Raw genomic sequence first — 17581 nt, 5'->3', positions numbered from 1 at the left:
TCAGGAACCCAGCCCGGGCGGGTTGACCCGGGAGGCGTCGACGGCCTCGGCGCCCAGCCCCCAGCGGGCCAGCACCTCGGCGTAGCTGCCGTCGGCGATGGCGTGGTCGATGGCCGCGGCGAACGCCTCGGCGTACCCGTTGCCCTTCACCGTGGTGACGGCGATGTCCGCGGTCGCAGGCCAGCCGCCGTTCGTCGTCCCGGCGATGGCGAAGTCCTGCGGGGAGGTCGCGGCGCTGTAGGCCGCGGTCGGGTTGGGCCCGACGTAGGCGTCCAGTCGGCCCGACTGCAGCGCGAGGACGGCGTCGTTGTAGCTCTGGTGGTAGTCGATCGTCACCGGTTCCAGGCCCGCGGCGACGTTCTCCGCGTCCCAGCTGAGCAGGACCTGCTCCTGGTTGGTGCCCGAGGAGACCCCCACGGTCAGCCCGGCGACGTCGGGCGCCGCCGAGATCGACAACCCGGAGTCCGCACCGACCAGCCAGCCGAGCTGGTCGACCCGGTAGGTGGCGAAGTCGTAGAGCTGCTTGCGCTCCTCGGTCACCGTCACGTTGGACACGACGGCGTCCACCTCGCCGGACTGCACGGCCAGCGGCCAGTTCGACCAGTCGACGACCACCAGCTCCAGCTCCAGGCCCAGGGCGTCGGCGAACAGGGTGGCCAGGTCGGTCTCGCTGCCGATCACGGTGGTGTTGTCGTCGGCGTAGAACGCCAGCGGCACCGCGCCCTGGGTCACCGAGACGCGCAGCACGCCGTCGGGGAAGGCGCCCGGCGGGAGCAGCGCCACCGCCTCGTCGCTGACCGTGGTGTGCACGCGGTCCTGGTCGGGGGAGGTGTCGACGCTGACGGCCTGCGGGTCCGCCGTCCCCTCGCGGGCTTCGGCTTCGATGTCGGCGGAGCTGCTGCACGCCGCCAGGGCCAGGAGTGCGGCGGCGGCCAGGACGGAGACGGTGCGGCGGCGGCCACGGTGTCGGGGGCGTGCAGTCACGGTCGTTCTCTCTTCTGTGCGGGGCGGTGGTCCGGTCGCGGGCGCGCCGGACCGACGGACGGCGCGAGGTGCGCCGTCCGGGGTCAGGGGGTGGAGCGGCTGGGTCAGAGCACCCTGGCCAGGAAGGCGCGGGTCCGCTCGTGCTGCGGGTCGTCGAGGACCTGCTCGGGGGTGCCCTGCTCGACGACGCGCCCCTCGTCCATGAAGACGATCTGGTCGGCGGCCTGCCGGGCGAAGCCGATCTCGTGGGTGACGACGATCATCGTGGTGCCGGTCCGGGCCAGGTCCTCGATCACCTGGAGCACCTCACCCACCAGCTCGGGGTCCAGTGCGGAGGTCGGCTCGTCGAAGAGCAGGACCGCCGGGCGCATGGCAAGCGCGCGGGCGATCGCCACCCGCTGCTGCTGCCCGCCCGACAGCTGCCGCGGGTGTGCGTCGGCCTTGTCGGCCAGACCCACCCGGGCCAGCAGCTCGCGGGCCTCGGCCTCCACCTCCCGGCGCGGCCGGCCCTGCGCCGACACCGGTGCCTCGACGACGTTCTGCAGCGCCGTCAGGTGCGGGAAGAGGTTGAAGGACTGGAAGACGAAGCCGAACCGGGTGCGCTGGCGCAGCAGCTCGGCCTCCTTGAGCTCGTACAGCTTCTCACCCTTGCGGCTGTAGCCGACCAGCTCGCCGTCCAGCGCCACGAACCCGCGGTCGACGGTCTCCAGGTGGTTGATCGAGCGCAGCAGCGTCGACTTCCCCGACCCCGACGGCCCCAGGACGACGGTCACGCTGCCCGGCTCGACCACCAGGTCCACCCCGTGCAGCACCTCGTGCGCCCCGAACGACTTGTGCACGCCGTGCACCTCGACACGGCCCGCCGTGGGCACCTCGACACGGCCCGCCGTGCCCTGCACCGCGGTCACGGGAGCACCGGGTCCTGGCCGGAGGTGGACCGCACGCGCGAGAGGCCGGCGGTCAGGTTGCCGCGAAGCCGTTGCAGCGGCGTCGGTGGCAGCGTCCGGACCGCGCCCTTCGCATAGTGCCGCTCCACGTAGTACTGCAGCACCGTCACCACCGTGGTCAGCACGACGTACCAGACGGCGGCGACCACCAGCATCGGGAGCACCCGCTGGGTCCGGCCGTAGATGACGCTGACGGTGTAGAACAGCTCGCCCAGCGCCAGCACGTAGACGATCGAGGTGCCCTTGAACAGGCCGATGACCTCGTTGACCGCGGTGGGCACGATGGTCCGCATCGCCTGCGGCAGCACGATCTTCGTGGACTGCCGGCGACGCGGGATGCCGAGGCTGGCCGCGGCCTCGTGCTGGCCCTGGTCGACCGAGAGGATGCCGGCCCGGACGATCTCGGCGGAGTAGGCGGCCTGGTGCAGACCCAGCCCCAGGATCGCGGCACCGAACTTGTCGATCAGCGACAGCGTCTCGATGCTGGCGAAGGAGGGCCCGAACGGGATGCCCAGGTCGATGGTCTGGTACAGGTAGGCGAGGTTGTACCAGAGCAGGAGCTGCAGGATCAGCGGCACCGAGCGGAACACCCAGGTGTAGCCCCAGCTCACCGCCCGCAGCAGCGGCGAGCGGCTCAGCCGCATCAGCGCCAGCACCGTCCCCAGCGCGAAGCCGAGCACCGCGGTGATCAGCGTGAGCTGCACCGTGGTCAGCACGCCGCGGACGATCGACTCCTCGCCCAGGTACGCCCAGACCACGCCCCACTCCCAGCGCGGGTTGGTGACCAACGAGTTCACCACCATCGCCAGCAGCACGGCCACCACCGCGGTGGCCACCCACCGGCCAGGATGCCGGGCCCTGACCACGGTGAACGCGTCGTACGGGGTGCCGGCCGGGACGTCGGCCGCGACCTCCGGCCGGGTCTGCAGGGCGGTCATCGGGGTGCTCCAGGTGTGTGGTCGGGGAGGTGCTTGGTGAAGCCGTAGACGCGCTCGGCGACCGGGAGCGCACGCAGTGACTCCAGGTCGGTGGGGCGGGGGACGGCGGGGTCGAAGAGCGGGGTGTAGTCGGCGGCGAGGTAGAGGTCGCGGGCCTCGGGTTGGCGCGGGCCGGTGGTGAGGAAGACCCGCCGCGCGCCGCGCGCGGCGGCGAGCACCTCCAGCTCGGTGAGCACCCGGCGGGCCAGCCCGCGGCGGCGGTGGCCGGCTGCCGTCCACATCCGCTTGACCTCGACGGTGTCCTCGTTCGGGTGCGGCATGAAGGCGCCACCGGCGACGGCGGCGTCGTCCTCCAGCAGCAGCACGAACGCACCGTGCGGGGCGGTGAACAGGTGGGTGGGGTAGCGGGTCAGCTCCTGGGCGGCACCGCCGAACAGGTCGCCGTACCGGGCGTCGTACTCGACGGTCAGCGCGGCGAAGAGCGGCGCGGCGCGCTCGTCGTCGGGGTGCACGACGACGGCCTGCAGCAGGGAGGGCGGGGGCATGCGGGTGCTCCTGGGGGATCGGCTGAGGACCCCGTGTCTCGGGGTGGGGGCGCACGGGAGGGGCCGCTCGGTCGGGGGCGGCCGTCACCGGGCCGAGCGCTCGGCGCGGCCGGGTGTCGCTGGGGGAGGGCTGGGGGCCTGGCCCCGGGTCAGCTGCGGGTCAGCGACAGAGCGCGCTGTCGGTGCGGACCAGGTCGATGACCGGCCGGCCGACCAGCAGGAGGGCGTGCAGCACCGTGGACCGCGGGGCGGTCGTGGTGGTCTCCATGTCGTCTCCTCGTCCCCCGCCGTCGGGCGGGGCTGCACTTGCGACAGTCGTGCACCGTCGCCAGGTCGTCACCCGGGGCACCCCACCGCAGTGGAGGGTTGCCGGCCAGCGAGCCGGGGCTTGTCGCTGGCACTCAGGACCTGGGAGGAAGCTAGGAGACGAGAGGCCGATACGTCAAACCCGATCGACTTGGTAGACAATGGGTGTCGTCACCCCGTCCCGGAGAGGAGTCACCGTGTCCCGCACCCCGCTCGTGCGCCGTCGGCACGTGGACCTCCAGCGGACCGGGAGCGCGCTGTGTCGGTGCCGGCAGGTCCCCGCGCCCTGACCCACCGCACCCTCCCGGAGCACCCGTGACCAGCACGTCCCCCTCCGCCGTCGCCCTCGTCGGCGCCGGTCCCACCGCCCTCGGCGTCCTCGAACGGCTGGTCGGCCGCGCCGCCGGCCGCCCCCTGGTCGTGCACCTGGTCGACCCGCACCCGCCCGGCGGCGGACGGGTCTGGCGGACCGCCCAGTCCGAGCTGCTGTGGGCCAACTCACTGGCTGCCGACATCACCGTGCTGCCCGACGCCTCGGTCGCCGTCGAGGGCCGGATCGGGGCCGGCACGACGCTGTGGCATTGGGTCGAGCAGACCGGTCGCGGCCTGCCCGGGGACGTCGGGGTCGAGGCCCGGCGGCTGACGGCGACGTCCTTCCCCTCGCGCCGACTGGTCAACGGGTACCTGGGCTGGGTGCTCTCGACGCTGGCCGCGTCCCCGGGGGTGACCGTGCACCGGCACGCCACCCGTGCGGTCGACGTGCTCAGCGGCCCGCGGGTGGTGCTGGCCGACGGCCGACACCTGGACGTCGACGCGGTGGTGCTGGCCCAGGGCCACCTGGACGCACTGCCCTCCGACGCCGAGGCCGAGCTGGCGCGACGGGCCCGGGAGCACGGGCTGGGCTTCGTGCCCACCGGGTACACCGCCGACCTGGACCTGTCCGCCCTGCGGCCGGGGGAGGACGTGCTGGTCCGCGGAGCCGGACTGGCCTTCGTCGACCTGGTCACGCTGCTGACCGGCGGCCGCGGCGGCACGTACCACCGCGACGCCGACGGCCGGCTGGTCTACGCGCCCTCGGGGCGGGAGCCGGTGCTGCACGTGGGGTCCCGCCGCGGGGTGCCCTACCGGGCCAAGCTCGGCTACGCCTGGGCCGGCCCGCCGGTGCCGCTGCACGCCTTCACCCCCGACGCGGTCACCGCCCGGTTCGGCGACCGCCCGCTGGACCTGCGTGCCGACCTGGCCCCGATCCTCGCCCGGGAGCTGGAGTGGGCCCACCTCACCGAGCTCTTCCGCGCCCACCCCGACCGGGTGCGGGAGCCCTGGGAGGCCTTCGCGGTGCAGTGGCGAGCCACCGAGGAGCCCGCCGAGGCGGCCGCGCTGGTCGCGCGCGCGGTGCCCGACCCGGCCGACCGGTTCGACCTGGCCGCCCTGGACCGCCCGCTGGCCGGGCGCGCGTTCGCCGACGCCGGCGAGCTGCAAGGCTGGACCCGCGCGCACGTACGGGCCGACCTCGCCCGCGCCGCGGACCCGGCGTACTCGATGGACGCCGCGGTCTTCGTGGCCCTGCTGCAGTGCCACGGCACCATCGCCGCGCTGGCCCGCAGCGGCCGGCTCACAGACCGCTCCGCCCGCGAGGACGTCGCCGGCTGGTGGATGAACCTCTTCAGCTACCTGGCCAGCGGGCCGCCGTCCCCCCGGCTGGAGGAGCTGCTGGCGTTGTCGGAGGCCGGCGTCGTCCGGTTCACCGGCGCCGACACCGCCGTCACCCTGGAGGACGGCGCCTGGGTGGCCCGCTCCGTGAGCGTCCCCGGGACGACCAGCGGGACCGCGCTGGTGGAGGCCCGGGTGCCGGCGGTCGACGTCGAGCGCACCACCGACGAGCTGGTCCGCCGGTTGCTGGTGCGCGGGGTCGCGGCCGAGCAGCCCGGCACCGGCCGGCTGCACGTGGACGCCGGGCACCGGCTGGTCTCCGCGCTGGGGGAGCCTGCCGCCGATGTCTTCGCGGCCGGGTTCTGGACCTCCGGCGCCCCCGTCGCCGCGTTCGCCCGGCCGGGCACGAACGCCCCGTTCTTCGGTCAGAACGACGTCCTGGCCGCCGGGGTCTGGGCGGCGTTGGACCGGGTCTCGCGGGTCGCCGCGGCCTGAGGGGCGACCGTCCCGCCGTGGGCGGACGGCCGCGGTCTGTGGACGGCGCCCCGGTTGTGGACGACGGCGCCCGCGGGGTCCCCGTCGACTGCTGGGGTCGGGCCTCCACACCCCAGGAGGCACCCGTGACCCGCACCCCCGCCGACAGCGCCGAGGAGTTCGTCGCCGAGCTCGCCGCGCTGGGCCCGACGGTGGCGCGATGCCCGGGCGCCCCGGGCCACGGCCCTGCTGCGTCGCCTGCAGGAGCGGGGAGGGTGGTGCGACTGCGAGGTGTTCCTCAACGGCTGGCACCTGCGGGAGGACCTGCTGGTCGTGGACGAGGACACCGGCGAGCTGTGGCTGCCCGAGGCGGACCCGCCGTGCGAGGGCGTCCGGGCCGGGTCGGCCCAGCCCTGCGACCTGTGGCAGCCCCGCAGGCCGGGCTGGTGAGACAGCCGGGCAGACTCCGGTCATGGGTCAGGTCGTCGCCACCGCAGAACGGGTCGTCCACGCACCCGCCGACCGGGTGCAGGCCGCACTCGCCGACTACGCCGGCACCCGCCGGCGGATCGCCGGGCCGCAGTTCAGCGAGTACCGGGTCGAGTCCGGCGGGCAGGGCGCCGGCACCCGGGTGCACTGGAAGCTGGCCGCGACCGAGAAGCGGGTCCGCGACCAGGTCGTCTCGGTCTCCGAGCTGCCCGACGGCGGCGGGCTGGTCGAGTCCGACACCCACTCCTCCATGGTCACCACCTGGACCGTGCACCCGGCCGACGCCGGCGTCACCACGGTGCGGGTGCGCAGCACCTGGGACGGGGCCGGCGGCATCGGCGGGTTCTTCGAGCGCACCTTCGCGCCCCGGGGCCTGCGCCGGCTCTACGACGGCGTGCTCGACCGGCTGGACGCCGAGCTCGCCGGCAGCTGACCCGGCTCACGGGCGCGGGGCGCGCACACCGGGGACCATGGGCCGGGTGACCGCCCCCTCCGCCGTCGACCCCGCCGTCGCTGTCGCCGGGCTCGACGAGCTCGCCGCGCTGGTCGGCAACGGGAACACCGTGGTGCTCTCCGGCGCCGGGCTGTCCACCGACTCCGGCATCCCCGACTACCGGGGGGCCACGGGCGCGCGGCAGCGCCGGCACACCCCGATGACCTGGCAGACCTTCACCCGCGACCCGCAGGGCCGGCACCGGTACTGGGCACGCAGCTTCGTGGGCTGGCGGCAGATCGAGCAGGCCCGGCCCAACGCCGGCCACCGCGCGGTCGCCGCGCTGGAGCACGCCGGGCTGCTCGGCGGTCTGATCACCCAGAACGTCGACGGTCTCCACCAGGCCGGCGGGGCCACCGACGTCCTCGAGCTGCACGGCGGGCTGGACCGCACGGTCTGCCTGGCCTGCGGGGACGTCGCCGACCGGGCCGCCCTCGACGTGCGGCTGCGGGAGGCCAACCCCGGGTTCCGCCCGGAGCCGCTGGACGACCGGGTCAACCCCGACGGCGACGTCGAGCTGCCCGAGTCCGCCCTCGACGAGTTCGTGATGGTCGACTGCCTGGCCTGCGGGGGTGGGCCGCTCAAGCCCGACGTCGTCTTCTTCGGCGAGACCGTGCCGCCCGAGCGGGTGGCGCGGTCCTACGAGCTGGTCACGTGCGCCCGCTCGCTGGTCGTGCTGGGCTCCTCGTTGACAGTGATGAGCGGTTTCCGGTTCGTGCTGCGGGCGGCCAAGGAGGGCATCCCCGTGGCGATCGTGAACTCGGGCCCGACCCGCGGGGACGACAAGGCCGACGTCCGGGTGGACGCACCGCTGGGCACCGTGCTCCCCGCGCTCGCCCGCCGGCTCGTCCGGTGACCCGGGAGGTCGAGCACACCGCCGACGGTCGGTGGATCGTCGTGGACGGACGGCGGTGGCGGGCGCAGGACCCGCAGCTCCCCGACGAGGTCCGTGAGCAGTTGCTGCACCACCTGGGCCTGGGCCGCAGCGGCGTGCGGACGGCGAAGCGGGCCGGCGACGAGGACGCGGTACGCGCGGCCCGGATGGTCGTGCAGGCCGCGAAGACCGGGCTGGGGGAGCGCGGGCAGGCGTGGTGGGAGCAGTCCGACGACGCCCGGCGGGACCGCTGGGAGGCCGCGCTCGCCGCGCTGGACCGCACGGACTGACCCAGACTGGAGCGGGTGCAGACCTTCCTCCCCGTCGCCGACTTCGCCGGCAGCGCCCGGCTGCTGGACGCCCCCCGGCTGGGCAAGCAGCGGGTCGAGACGCTGCAGGTGCTGCGGGCCCTGGAGCTGCCCGACTACGGCTGGGCCACCCACCCGGCGGTCCGGATGTGGCGAGGGCGGACGCCGGGTCTGGTGCGCTACGGGCTGGAGATGGTGGCCGAGTGGACCGCGCGCGGGTTCGCCGACAGCACCGCCGCGCTGATCGGGGAGTTCGCCCCCGGGGTGGGCAGCCAGGCCGAGCTGGCGCTGGCCGGCCAGCTGCCGTCGTGGCTGGGTGACGAGGCGCTGCACCGCTCGCACCGGTCGAAGCTGCTGGCCAAGGAGCCGCAGACCTACCGGTCGCTGTTCCCCGACGACCCGGACGACCTGGACTACGTCTGGCCCGAGCCCGACGACCTGCCGCCGGCACCGGCACCGGAGGGCACCGCGGTGTGGGTCGTCCGGCCGCGGGCCCACCCGGAGCTGGGCGCCGCGCTGTCCGCCGGGGTCGTCGGGCTGGGCACCCAGGCCGGGGTGGACGTCGACGCGACGGGCCTGGAGCTGGCGGAGCTGCGCGCCCTGGCCCACGAGCTCACCGGCAAGCGGCCGGCCAAGGACCTCCGCCAGCTCGCCGCGCTCGTGCACGAGGTCGCACCCGGTGACCCGGTGGCGGTGCCCGTCGCCGGCGGCAACGGCCTGCTGCTGGGCGAGGTGACCGGCGACTACGCCCACCAGGGCCGCGAGCTGCTGCCGCACCGGCGGCCGGTCCGCTTCGACCGGGTGGTGCCGCGCTCGGCGGTCCGCCCGCCCGCCGCGATGCAGGACCCACGGGCGCTGTTCCGGGTCACCGTGGACCCGGCGGTCGTCACCGGGCGCTGACCTCGGCGACCGCGTCGCGCAGCTGTTCCCGGGCGGCGGGCAGGTCCTCGGGCAGCCGGACCGCGTGGACGAACCACCACGCCGCCGCGTGCAGTGCCCGCAGGCTCAGCCACGGGGCGAGCTCGGCGTCCGAGGGGGCGCCGGGGACGGCGTCCAAGGCAGCCCTACCGTCCAGCCGCCCGGTCCGGCGCAGACAGGCCAGGTCCCAGCCGACCGGCCCACGGCAGGTGTCCTCGAGGTCGGCCCAGACCCACCCGTCCGGTGAGTGCAGGAGGTTCCCCGGGTGTGCGTCGCCGTGCAGGACCTGCACCGGCCCTGCCAGCCGGGGCCGCAGCTCCTCGACCAGGACCGCGGTGCGCTCGACGAGGTCTGCGGGGGCGCCCAGGGAGACGCCCCGCCCGGCGAAGGCGGCGAGGTCCTGCAGCGGGGTGTCCAGCGGGTCGCCGTCCCAGCCGGGGTCGACGTCGCGCAGCACGGCGTGCAGGTCGGCCAGCGTGCGCCCCGCCTCGGCCGGGGTGGGCCGCCGGTCGGAGACGTCGACGCGTCGCCAGAAGGACAGCACCAGGCCGTCCCGGGTGTGCGGGCCGGCGGGCACCAGGTCCGAGGGTGCGAGCACGGGTGCCCCCGCCGCGACCAGGGCGCGGGCCAGTGCCAGGTCACGGAGGGGCTGGTGGGCGGCGTCCGGGCGCAGTAGCGGGGTCAGCGTGGCCACCCGGGCGACCACCGGTGCCGGACCGAGGGACACGACGACGTTGACGCCGTCGGCCAGCACCCGGGGCTCCCCGACGGGCAGGCCCAACGACCGGGCACACCCGGCTGCGGCAGCGACCGCCCGGGCGACCCGGTCGCTCACGCGCCCGGCAGCGGCACGTTCTGCAGGCGCACCTGGCCCCGGGCCACGGTCTTGCCGTCCTCGGCCCGGGTGAGGGTCACCAGCCACAACTGCAGGGTGCGGCCCTGCTGCACCGGCTCGGCCAGCACGTCGAGGCGGCCCTCGGTGGCCGGGCGGAGGAAGTCGGTCGAGTTGTTCACGCCGACGGCGAACTGGCCGCGGTCGGCGACGGCGGCGCTGGCCCCGATGCTCGCCGCGGACTCGACGACCGCCGCGTAGACGCCGCCGTGCACCACGCCCCACGGGGTGTGCTGGTCCGGGCCGAGCTCGACGGTGCCGGTGACCCGGGTGCCGGTCATCTCGTCGGGGGTGAACCCGGTGGCGGTGACGAAGGCGCTGGCGCTGGCGAGATCGGGGCCGGTCACGGGGTCTCCTCGGGGGCGGGGGGCGGGAGGGGGGCGTCCCAGACCAGGCAGAACGGGTGGCCGACCGGGTCGGCGTACACCCGGAAGTCCCCGCCGGCGCCGGGCAGCCGCCGGGCACCGAGGGCGAGCACGGCCGGTTCGGCGGCGTCGATGTCGGCGACCCGGACGTCGAGGTGGGCCTGTTGCGGCCGGGTCGGGTCGGGCCAGTCCGGCGGCTGCAGGTCCGGGGCCTGCTGGAAGGCCAGTCGGTAGCCGGCACCGGTGACCACGACCCAGTCGTCGCCGGGGCCACCGCGGACCTCCATGCCGAGCAGGTCCGCGTAGAAGGTGGCGAGCGCGTGCGGGTCGGGGGCGTCGATGACGAAGGAGTGCAGCTGGCCGATCACGAGCGCCATCCTGACCCGGCCGGCGGCCGCGGGACAGTCGGGGTCCGGTCGCGGACCGCCGTGATCGGGCCACCCGGGCTGCGGGAGGCGCGGCCGGTGTCGGACGATCGGGGCATGACCGCACCCGTGCTGGGCTCGCTGACCTGGGTCCCCGCGACCGATCGCGCCGACCTCCTGGCCGCCCCCGTGGCCGCCGTGCTGGCCGGGCTCACCGCCCCGGTCTGGGTCGCCGAGATCGACGACGACCTCGCCGACACCGCGGCCTTCACCGACGCCTACGGCGTGCCGGCCGCGGCATCGGCCAACTGCGTCGTCGTCGCGGCCCGCCGCGGCGCCGAGACCACGCTGGCCGCCTGCTTGGTGCTGGCCACCACCCGGGCCGACGTCAACGGACTGGTGCGCCGCCACCTGGGCGCCCGCAAGGCCTCCTTCGCCCCGCAGGACGTCGCCGTCGCCGAGAGCGGGATGGCCTACGGCGGCATCACCCCGGTGGGGCTGCCGTCGTCCTGGCCGGTGCTGGTCGACGCGGCCGTGGCCGAGGCCGAGCTGCTCGTCGTCGGCTCGGGGACCCGCGGGTCCAAGCTCGCCGTCCCCGGTGCGGTGCTCGCCGGCCTGCCCGGCGCCGTCGTGCTGGAGGGGCTGGGTCAGCCGGTCGGCTGAGCGGGGGACGACCAGCCGAGCCAGGCCGAGGCCACCATCTCCTCGACGTCGTGCCGGGCCCGCCAGCCGAGGGTGTCGCGCAGCGTGTCGGCAGAGGCCACCACGCGCGCCGGGTCCCCGGGGCGCCGGGGGTGCACCGTCGGGGTGGACCAGTCGGCGGTGTGCCCGGTGACCCGGCGGATGGTCTCGACCATCGCGCGCACGGACACCCCCTCGCCGCGTCCGACGTTCGCGGTGAGGGCGGTCTCGGCGCCCGAGAGCAACGCGGAGCCGACGGCCACGTGGGCCGAGGCGATGTCCGCGACGTGCACGAAGTCCCGCACGCAGGTGCCGTCGGGGGTGTCGTAGTCCTCCCCGAACACCCGGGGCGCCGAACGGGCGGTCAGCTGCTGGAAGACCATCGGCACCAGGTTGGCGGCGCCGCGGTCGGTGAGCTCGGGCGCGGCGGTGCCCGCGACGTTGAAGTACCGGAGCGAGGCGTGCCGCATGCCGGTGACGGCGGCGGCCTCGGCGACCATCCACTCACCGACCAGCTTCGTCGTCCCGTAGGGGTTCACCGGCGCGCAGGGCGTGGACTCGGTGACCAGGTCGACGTCGGGGGCGCCGTAGACGGCGGCACTGGAGGAGAAGACGAAGGCCTCGACCCCGTGCGCCTCCCCGGCCTCGAGCAGCCGGCGGAGGCCCTCCACGTTCTGCTCGTAGTAGTGCAGCGGCCGGGCCACGGACTCCCCGACCTGCTTCTTCGCCGCCAGGTGCACGACTCCGCGCACGCGGTGCGCGGCCATCGTGCGCCCGACGAGGTCGGTGTCCAGGGTGCTGCCCACCACCAGCGGCACCCCGGCCACGCGGGCGGCTTCCCCGGTCGAGAGGTCGTCGAGGACCACGACGTCGGCCCCGTCCGCGCACAGGGCCCGCACCACGTGGGCCCCGATGTAGCCGGCACCGCCCGTCACCAACCAGGTCATGGCCGCAGACCGTAGGCGACGCAGCTCGGTGGGTGACCCGACGCAGGCCGGTCGGCCTGGCTAGCGTGCGGGGCGTGTCGACCAGCCAGCACGCCGAGGAGCCAGCCGACGACGTCCCCGGGGAGAGGGCACCGGCACCTCCCGTCCGCCGCGAGCGGGCGCCCGACGACTCCGACGTCGGCTGGGGCGAGCGCCCCGACGAGCGCGACGAGGACCGCCGTTACCTGGAGGACCGCCCCCCGCACTGGGGCAGCGACTGACGGAGGCCCCCTCGCGGCCCGCCCGGCGGGCGGGGTGCGAGGAGGCCTCCGGCGCGGGTGCGGTCAGAGCTGGCCGGGCAGCACCGTGGTGCCGGGGCCGATCGGGTTCTCCTTCTGCGGCAGGTCCTGCTGGGAGCGGAGCAGGTCGCGGATCTCGACGAGCAGCTCGACCTGGGTCGGGCCGACGGGGCCGGCCTCCTCGCCGGACTTGCGGCGCTCGAGGAGCTTCTTCATCGGCAGGACGACGACGAAGTACACGACGGCCGCGGTCAGCGCGAAGGTGATCAGCTGGTTGACGAACGCCGCCCAGGTGAACTCCTGGCCGTCGACGACGAAGCTGCCACCGTCGACGCCACCGCCGCCGATGAGCCCGATGAGCGGCTCGAGGAAGGAGGTGGTGAAGGAGGTGACGACGGCGGTGAAGGCCGCGCCGATGACGACGGCGACCGCGAGGTCGACGATGTTGCCGCGGAGCAGGAAGTCCTTGAAGCCCTTGAGCATGGTGCGCACCTCAGTCGACGCAGGGTGACCGCCGGACCACGAGCGGTCCGGCCGGTCATGGCGGGCCGAGGGTAACGGTGAGTGTCGCATCGGTGGACGCCGCTGCGAGGTCGGCGGCGACGGGCCCGGGCACCGCGAGGACCAGCAGGCCCGAGCCGGTGTCGGACACCCCGGGAGCGGGGTCGGCGGGAGCACCGACCGCGAGGACCAGGGCGCCGGTGGCGACGACCTGCACCGGGACCCCGGGCCGTCCGGCGAGCACGTCGACCCGGTCGCCGGCCCGCAGCAGTGCGGCGACGCCGAGGTCGGCCAGGCGCACGGGGGCGGCCACCTGGCCGGCCGGCACCGCGGCCCAGAGCGCCGGGCCGACGAGCCGGACGTCGGTCACCGCCTCGCCCCGCCGGACCGGTGCGGCCAGCGTCCGCCCGACCAGCCCGTCCGGCGCCGCGGCCGAACCGGCAGCCGTCGTCCCGGCCGGCAGCTCGACAGCGGTCAGGTCACCGGCGGTGAGCACGGTGCCGGCGGGCAGGTCGGCCGAGGCGACCACGACGACGGTGACGGGTCCGACTGCGGCGGTCACGGTTGCCGGGGCCGGCGGACGCACGGCCAGCACCAGCGCGCCGCAGGCCAGCAGGGCGGCCGCCACCCGGCGCAGCAGGTGGGCCGGGTGGCGGGGACGGCGGGACCAGGGTGGGGGCACCGGGTGAGCCTCACCCGGTGCGGCCGGTCAGCCGGCGTCCGCGGGGGAGCTGTGGAGGACACCCCCGGGTGTGGACGACGGCCGGCGGACGGGCCGCCGGCCGTGCCTCAGGAGGAGGGCGTGCTGCTGCTGCTCGAGGACGAGCTGCTGGACGACCCGCTGGTCGAGGAGCTCGACGACGACTCCTTGCTCGGCGACGAGCTGCCGGAGGACTCCTTCGACCCCGACGACGAGGACTCCTTGGAGCCGCCGGACTCCTTGGACGCCGAGGAGGTGCTGGAGGTCTTCGAGCCCGACTCCCGGCTGTCGGTCCGGTAGAAGCCCGAGCCCTTGAAGACGACGCCGACCGACCCGTAGACCTTGCGCACCGGGGCGCCGCACTCGGGACAGACCGCGACCGCCGGGTCGGTGAACGACTGGACCACCTCGAACTCGTGCTTGGTCTCGGGGTTGGTGCAGGCGTACTGGTACGTGGGCACGGCGGTGTCACTCCTCGTCGGGCTGGGAGCCGGGCTGGCACTCCCACCCGGCGACTGCCAATCATGCGCCTCGGGGTGCGATGCGTCCACGACCGGTCGGCCACATCACGCCCGACGGGCAGCGGGCGGCCGGGATACCGTGCCGAGCGTGCCCTCTCCCTGGCTGGACGACCGGCAGCAGGAGACGTGGCGGGCGTGGCTGGCCGTCGCCGAACTGCTGCCGCGGTCGCTTGACGCCCAGCTGCAGCGTGACGCCGGCCTGACCCACGCCGCCTACGTGGTGCTGGCCATGCTCAGCGAGGCCCCCGGGCGCAGCCGGCGGATGAGCAGCCTGGCCCGGCAGGCCAACCAGTCCCAGAGCCGGTTGTCGCACACCGTGGCCCGGCTGGAGGACCGCGGCTGGGTCCGCCGCGAGCGCGCCGCCGACGACGGGCGGGGCAACGTCGCCGTCCTCACCGACGCCGGGTGGGACGTCGTCCGGCAGGTCGCGCCGGGGCACGTGCAGGCCGTCCGCGAGGGCCTGTTCGCCGCCCTGACCGAGGACCAGACCCGCCAGCTGCACGACGTGCTGGCCACCGTGCTGGAGCACCTGGATCCCGACGCCGGCCGGCGCACCGACGCCTGACCCCGGCCCGCCGTGGGGCGGACCGGGGCCGTGCGCCCGGCGGGGTCAGCGACCCAGGTGCCGGTAGCGCTGGGTCCGGCTGCGACGCCGCTCGACGTCGTCGCGGCCCAGCAGCCCGGCGAGCTCCTCGGCCAGCACCCGACCCAGCCGGCGGCAGAACTCGGTCGGCTCGTCGGCGGCGTCGGGCCGCTCTGGCACGACCCGGTCGACGATCCCGGCGCGCCAGAGGTCGGTGGCGCGCACGCCCTGGGCGGCGGCCATCTCCCCGGCGTGGTCGGTGTCGCGGTGCACGATCGCCGAGGCGCCCTCGGGGGGCAGCGGGCCCAGCCAGCCGTTGGCCGCGGCCAGCACCCGGTCGGCCGGCACCAGGGCCAGCGCGCCGCCGCCGGTGCCCTGGCCGAGCAGCACCGCCAGCGTCGGGGCCTGCAGCATCACCAGGTCGGCCAGGCAGCGGGCGATCTCGGCGGCCAGCCCGCCCTCCTCGGCCTCCACCGACAGCGCTGCGCCGGGGGTGTCGATGAGGGTGACCAGCGGCAGCCGCAGCTCGTCGGCCAGCCGCATCCCGCGCCGGGCCTCACGCAGCGCCGCCGGGCCCAGCGGCGCCGACAGCGACTGCCCGCGCCGGTCCTGCCCGAGGACGACGCAGGGCGCGCCGCCGAACCGGGCCAGGGCCAGCAGCAGCCCGGGGTCGGACTCCCCGGCCCCGGTGCCGTTGAGCGCGACGACGTCGGTGGCCGCGGTCCGCAGCAGCCGGCGGACGCCGGGCCGGTCGGTCCGCCGTGACGCGGTGACGACGTCCCACGCCGAGCGGCCGTCCTCCGGGTCGTCGGCGTCGGTGCCGTCGCCCTCGACCGGTCCCTCCACCTGGGCGCCGCGGTGCCAGGTGCCGCGGGCGGCGAGCACCCGCAGCGCCCGGTCGGCGACGTCGGCGATCTCCTCGGCCGGGACGACGGCGTCGATGAGGCCGCGCTCGGCCAGGTGCTCGGCGGTCTGCACGTCGGGCGGGAAGGGCTCGCCGTAAAGCGACTCGTAGACCCGCGGGCCGAGGAAGCCGATGGAGGCCCCGGGCTCGGCGATGGTCACGTGGCCCAGCGAGCCCCAGGAGGCCAGCACGCCGCCGAAGGTGGGGCTGCGCAGGTAGACCAGGTAGGGGAGCCCGGCCTCCTTGTGCCGGGCGATGGCGGCGGTGATGCCGATCATCTGCAGGAAGGCGACGGTGCCCTCCTGCATCCGGGTGCCGCCGGACACCGGGGCGGCCAGCAGCGGCAGGCCCTGCTCGGTGGCCCGCTCGACCGCGGCCATCAGCCGCTGCGCCGTCGCGACCCCGATGGAGCCGGCCAGGAAGCCGAACTCCCCGGCGACGACGGCGACCCGGCGCCCGCGCAGCAGGCCCTCCCCGGTGACGACGGCCTCGTCCTGCCCGGTCTTCTCCGCGGCGCGGGCCAGGTCACGGGCGTAGTCGTCGTCCACGGTGCGGGCCGGGACGGGGGTGTCCCAGCTCTTCCAGCTGCCCGGGTCCAGCACCAGGTCGCGCAGCGACCGGGCGTCCAGCCGCCGGGGCTTCGCCGGGGGCGGCGGGACGGCGGCGTCCAGGGCGCTCACGTGGCGTGCCCGTCCTCGACGTCGTCGCCCTCGGGCTGGGGGACGCCCTCGGTCGGCCCGGCCAGCCAGGCGCGGATCGCGTCGCCGTCGGCGCCCAGGACCGGGGGAGCGGTGTGCGTGCGGCGCGTGGTCTCGGTCTCGCCCTGGGCGGAGGGGGCGAAGAAGCGCAGCGGCGGCCCGGGCAGCTGCACGGTGCCGAGGGTCGGGTGGTCGACGTCCACGAGCAGGCCCTGGGACAGCGTCTGGTCCCAGCCGTAGACCTCGTCGATCGTGCGGACCTTGCCCGCCGGGACGCCGGCCGCCGACAGCCGGGCCAGCAGCGTCTCGGCGTCGATGTCGGCGAAGGCGGTCTCCAGCAGCTCGATGACCCGCTGCCGGTCGCCCACCCGCTCGGCGTTGGTGACCAGGCCGTCGGCCTCGGCGTCCAGGTCGAACTCGGCGCACAGCTTGCGCCACAGCGACTCGCTGCCGCAGGAGAGCTGGACGCTGCCGCCCTGGGCGCAGTGGAAGAGGCCGTAGGGGGCGATGGAGGGGTGGTGGTTGCCCTGGGCGTGGCCCACCTTGCCCGCCACCGTCCACGCGGTGCCCTGGAAGGCGTGCACGCCGACGACCGCGGCCAGCAGCGAGGTGCGCACGACCTGCCCGCGGCCCGTCTTCTCCCGCTCCAGCAGGGCGGCGAGCACGCCGTAGGCGCCGTACATGCCGGCCAGCAGGTCCCCGATCGGGACGCCGACCCGCTGCGGGTCCTCCGGTCCGGACCCGGTGAGCGACATCAGCCCGGCCTCGCCCTGGGCGATCTGGTCGTAGCCCGCGCGCCCGCCCTCGGGGCCGTCGTGGCCGAAGCCGCTGATCGCCAGGGTGACCAGCCGGGGGTTGAGCTCGGCGAGCACGTCGGTGCCGAAGCCCAGCCGGGCCAGGGTGCCGGGCCGGAAGTTCTCCAGCAGCACGTCGGCCCGGCGCAGCAGCTCGGTCAGCGTCGCCTTGTCCGCCTCGTCCTTGAGGTCGAGGGTGATCGACTCCTTGTTCTTGTTCGTCGACAGGAAGTACGTCGACTCCCGCGCGGCGCCCTCGGGCTCCATGAAGGGCGGGCCCCAGCCGCGGGTGTCGTCCCCGCTGCCGGGGTTCTCCACCTTGAGCACGCGGGCGCCGAGGTCGCCGAGCATCATCCCGGCGTGCGGGCCGGCGAGGGCCCGGGTGAGGTCGACGACGAGCACGCCGTCGAGGGGTCCTGCGCTCAT

The 17581-nt window shown here is 75.7% G+C and carries 23 protein-coding genes, 2 pseudogenes and 1 riboswitch; of the genes and pseudogenes, 12 read left to right on the top strand and 13 right to left on the bottom strand.

The genetic code is table 11. The features are described 5' to 3' along the window. The 4 genes from ASG41_RS09570 to ASG41_RS09555 form a co-directional block, all read right to left on the bottom strand. Complete coding sequence (locus ASG41_RS09570) at window positions 1–984, bottom strand: transporter substrate-binding domain-containing protein (protein WP_056293133.1); 984 nt, start codon at window positions 982–984, stop codon at window positions 1–3. A 104-nt stretch (window positions 985–1088) separates the two neighbouring features. Next, the gene (locus ASG41_RS09565) at window positions 1089–1892 is read right to left on the bottom strand and encodes an amino acid ABC transporter ATP-binding protein (protein ID WP_369800010.1); all 804 of its coding nucleotides are present in this window, start codon (window positions 1890–1892) and stop codon (window positions 1089–1091) included. Beyond that, window positions 1889–2869, bottom strand: coding sequence for an amino acid ABC transporter permease (locus tag ASG41_RS09560; protein ID WP_056293129.1), 981 nt, complete (start codon window positions 2867–2869; stop codon window positions 1889–1891). The genes ASG41_RS09565 and ASG41_RS09560 overlap by 4 nt, the downstream gene beginning before the upstream one ends. Further along, entirely contained in the window at window positions 2866–3414 is a 549-nt protein-coding gene (locus ASG41_RS09555; RefSeq protein ID WP_056293126.1) for a GNAT family N-acetyltransferase, read from the bottom strand. The genes ASG41_RS09560 and ASG41_RS09555 overlap by 4 nt, the downstream gene beginning before the upstream one ends. A gap of 297 nt (window positions 3415–3711) precedes the next feature. Next, a riboswitch (SAM riboswitch) is annotated at window positions 3712–3823 on the bottom strand. A gap of 58 nt (window positions 3824–3881) precedes the next feature. Between ASG41_RS09555 and ASG41_RS25450 the strand changes: the two genes are divergently transcribed. From ASG41_RS25450 to ASG41_RS09530, 8 genes and pseudogenes are all read left to right on the top strand, one after another. Next, the gene (locus ASG41_RS25450; protein ID WP_369800009.1) at window positions 3882–4010 is read left to right on the top strand and encodes a putative leader peptide; all 129 of its coding nucleotides are present in this window, start codon (window positions 3882–3884) and stop codon (window positions 4008–4010) included. Window positions 4011–4035: 25 nt separating this feature from the next. Then, window positions 4036–5865 carry an FAD/NAD(P)-binding domain-containing protein gene (locus ASG41_RS09550; protein WP_056293123.1) on the top strand — a complete coding sequence of 610 codons (1830 nt, stop codon included), beginning with the start codon at window positions 4036–4038 and terminating at the stop codon, window positions 5863–5865. Between the two features lie 183 nt (window positions 5866–6048). Then, window positions 6049–6135: pseudogene (locus ASG41_RS25070) on the top strand (DUF2695 domain-containing protein); the annotation flags it as partial. After that, on the top strand, window positions 6136–6294 hold the full coding sequence (locus ASG41_RS24720; RefSeq protein ID WP_235564682.1) for a hypothetical protein: 159 nt from the start codon (window positions 6136–6138) through the stop codon (window positions 6292–6294). A 22-nt stretch (window positions 6295–6316) separates the two neighbouring features. Beyond that, complete coding sequence (locus ASG41_RS09545; protein ID WP_056293120.1) at window positions 6317–6766, top strand: SRPBCC family protein; 450 nt, start codon at window positions 6317–6319, stop codon at window positions 6764–6766. 37 nt (window positions 6767–6803) lie between these two features. After that, window positions 6804–7682 (top strand): NAD-dependent protein deacetylase, encoded by an 879-nt coding sequence (locus ASG41_RS09540; protein WP_056293117.1) that lies wholly within the window; start codon window positions 6804–6806, stop codon window positions 7680–7682. Next, on the top strand, window positions 7679–7990 hold the full coding sequence (locus tag ASG41_RS09535) for a hypothetical protein (RefSeq protein WP_056293114.1): 312 nt from the start codon (window positions 7679–7681) through the stop codon (window positions 7988–7990). Before ASG41_RS09540 ends, ASG41_RS09535 begins: the two co-directional genes overlap by 4 nt. Window positions 7991–8005: 15 nt before the next feature. Beyond that, the gene (locus tag ASG41_RS09530) at window positions 8006–8908 is read left to right on the top strand and encodes an MSMEG_6728 family protein (protein ID WP_056293111.1); all 903 of its coding nucleotides are present in this window, start codon (window positions 8006–8008) and stop codon (window positions 8906–8908) included. Here the strand turns inward: ASG41_RS09530 and ASG41_RS09525 are convergent. Genes ASG41_RS09525 through ASG41_RS09515 form a run of 3 tightly spaced genes read right to left on the bottom strand, consistent with a single transcriptional unit; the run spans window position 8895 to window position 10551 of the window. Beyond that, window positions 8895–9761 carry an aminoglycoside phosphotransferase family protein gene (locus ASG41_RS09525; protein WP_056293108.1) on the bottom strand — a complete coding sequence of 289 codons (867 nt, stop codon included), beginning with the start codon at window positions 9759–9761 and terminating at the stop codon, window positions 8895–8897. The two genes, ASG41_RS09530 and ASG41_RS09525, sit on opposite strands and share 14 nt — an antisense overlap. After that, window positions 9758–10165: a PaaI family thioesterase gene (locus ASG41_RS09520; RefSeq protein ID WP_056293106.1), complete on the bottom strand. Its 408-nt coding sequence runs from the start codon at window positions 10163–10165 to the stop codon at window positions 9758–9760. The genes ASG41_RS09525 and ASG41_RS09520 overlap by 4 nt, the downstream gene beginning before the upstream one ends. After that, window positions 10162–10551: a VOC family protein gene (locus ASG41_RS09515; RefSeq protein WP_200938807.1), complete on the bottom strand. Its 390-nt coding sequence runs from the start codon at window positions 10549–10551 to the stop codon at window positions 10162–10164. The genes ASG41_RS09520 and ASG41_RS09515 overlap by 4 nt, the downstream gene beginning before the upstream one ends. Window positions 10552–10665: 114 nt before the next feature. Between ASG41_RS09515 and ASG41_RS09510 the strand changes: the two genes are divergently transcribed. Next, window positions 10666–11211: a YbaK/EbsC family protein gene (locus tag ASG41_RS09510; RefSeq protein WP_056293101.1), complete on the top strand. Its 546-nt coding sequence runs from the start codon at window positions 10666–10668 to the stop codon at window positions 11209–11211. On the opposite strand, the gene galE is transcribed toward ASG41_RS09510, so the two are convergent. Continuing rightward, window positions 11196–12176, bottom strand: a complete 981-nt coding sequence (gene galE / locus ASG41_RS09505; RefSeq protein ID WP_056293097.1) for a UDP-glucose 4-epimerase GalE — start codon at window positions 12174–12176, stop codon at window positions 11196–11198. The two genes, ASG41_RS09510 and galE, sit on opposite strands and share 16 nt — an antisense overlap. A gap of 74 nt (window positions 12177–12250) precedes the next feature. On the opposite strand from galE, the gene ASG41_RS09500 reads away from it, so the two are divergent. Then, window positions 12251–12436 carry a hypothetical protein gene (locus ASG41_RS09500; RefSeq protein ID WP_157519234.1) on the top strand — a complete coding sequence of 62 codons (186 nt, stop codon included), beginning with the start codon at window positions 12251–12253 and terminating at the stop codon, window positions 12434–12436. Window positions 12437–12499: 63 nt separating this feature from the next. Here the strand turns inward: ASG41_RS09500 and mscL are convergent, their stop codons facing one another. Then, a complete protein-coding gene (mscL, locus tag ASG41_RS09495; RefSeq protein WP_056294737.1) occupies window positions 12500–12937 on the bottom strand; it encodes a large conductance mechanosensitive channel protein MscL in 438 nt (145 codons plus the stop codon). Between the two features lie 55 nt (window positions 12938–12992). Continuing rightward, a complete protein-coding gene (gene cpaB / locus ASG41_RS09490; RefSeq protein WP_056293089.1) occupies window positions 12993–13637 on the bottom strand; it encodes a Flp pilus assembly protein CpaB in 645 nt (214 codons plus the stop codon). Window positions 13638–13757: 120 nt separating this feature from the next. Between cpaB and ASG41_RS24715 the strand changes: the two genes are divergently transcribed. After that, window positions 13758–13955 (top strand): hypothetical protein, encoded by a 198-nt coding sequence (locus ASG41_RS24715; RefSeq protein WP_056293086.1) that lies wholly within the window; start codon window positions 13758–13760, stop codon window positions 13953–13955. Window positions 13956–13969: 14 nt separating this feature from the next. Here the strand turns inward: ASG41_RS24715 and ASG41_RS25065 are convergent. Further along, window positions 13970–14116, bottom strand: a pseudogene (locus ASG41_RS25065) (FmdB family zinc ribbon protein); the annotation flags it as partial. Window positions 14117–14264: 148 nt separating this feature from the next. On the opposite strand from ASG41_RS25065, the gene ASG41_RS09480 reads away from it, so the two are divergent. Then, window positions 14265–14741: a MarR family winged helix-turn-helix transcriptional regulator gene (locus ASG41_RS09480; RefSeq protein WP_056294733.1), complete on the top strand. Its 477-nt coding sequence runs from the start codon at window positions 14265–14267 to the stop codon at window positions 14739–14741. A gap of 45 nt (window positions 14742–14786) precedes the next feature. On the opposite strand, the gene ASG41_RS09475 is transcribed toward ASG41_RS09480, so the two are convergent. Together ASG41_RS09475 and ASG41_RS09470 are read right to left on the bottom strand one after the other, a co-directional pair. Then, window positions 14787–16343: an acetyl-CoA carboxylase carboxyltransferase subunit alpha/beta gene (locus tag ASG41_RS09475; RefSeq protein ID WP_235564681.1), complete on the bottom strand. Its 1557-nt coding sequence runs from the start codon at window positions 16341–16343 to the stop codon at window positions 14787–14789. Continuing rightward, the gene (locus ASG41_RS09470; RefSeq protein WP_056293080.1) at window positions 16340–17581 is read right to left on the bottom strand and encodes a CaiB/BaiF CoA-transferase family protein; all 1242 of its coding nucleotides are present in this window, start codon (window positions 17579–17581) and stop codon (window positions 16340–16342) included. Before ASG41_RS09470 ends, ASG41_RS09475 begins: the two co-directional genes overlap by 4 nt.

The sequence above is a fragment of the Modestobacter sp. Leaf380 genome, assembly GCF_001424485.1.
GTDB lineage: Bacteria > Actinomycetota > Actinomycetes > Mycobacteriales > Geodermatophilaceae > Klenkia.
The sequence above is the reverse complement of the archived record's forward strand: the minus strand, read 5'-3'. Positions and strand labels throughout refer to the sequence as shown.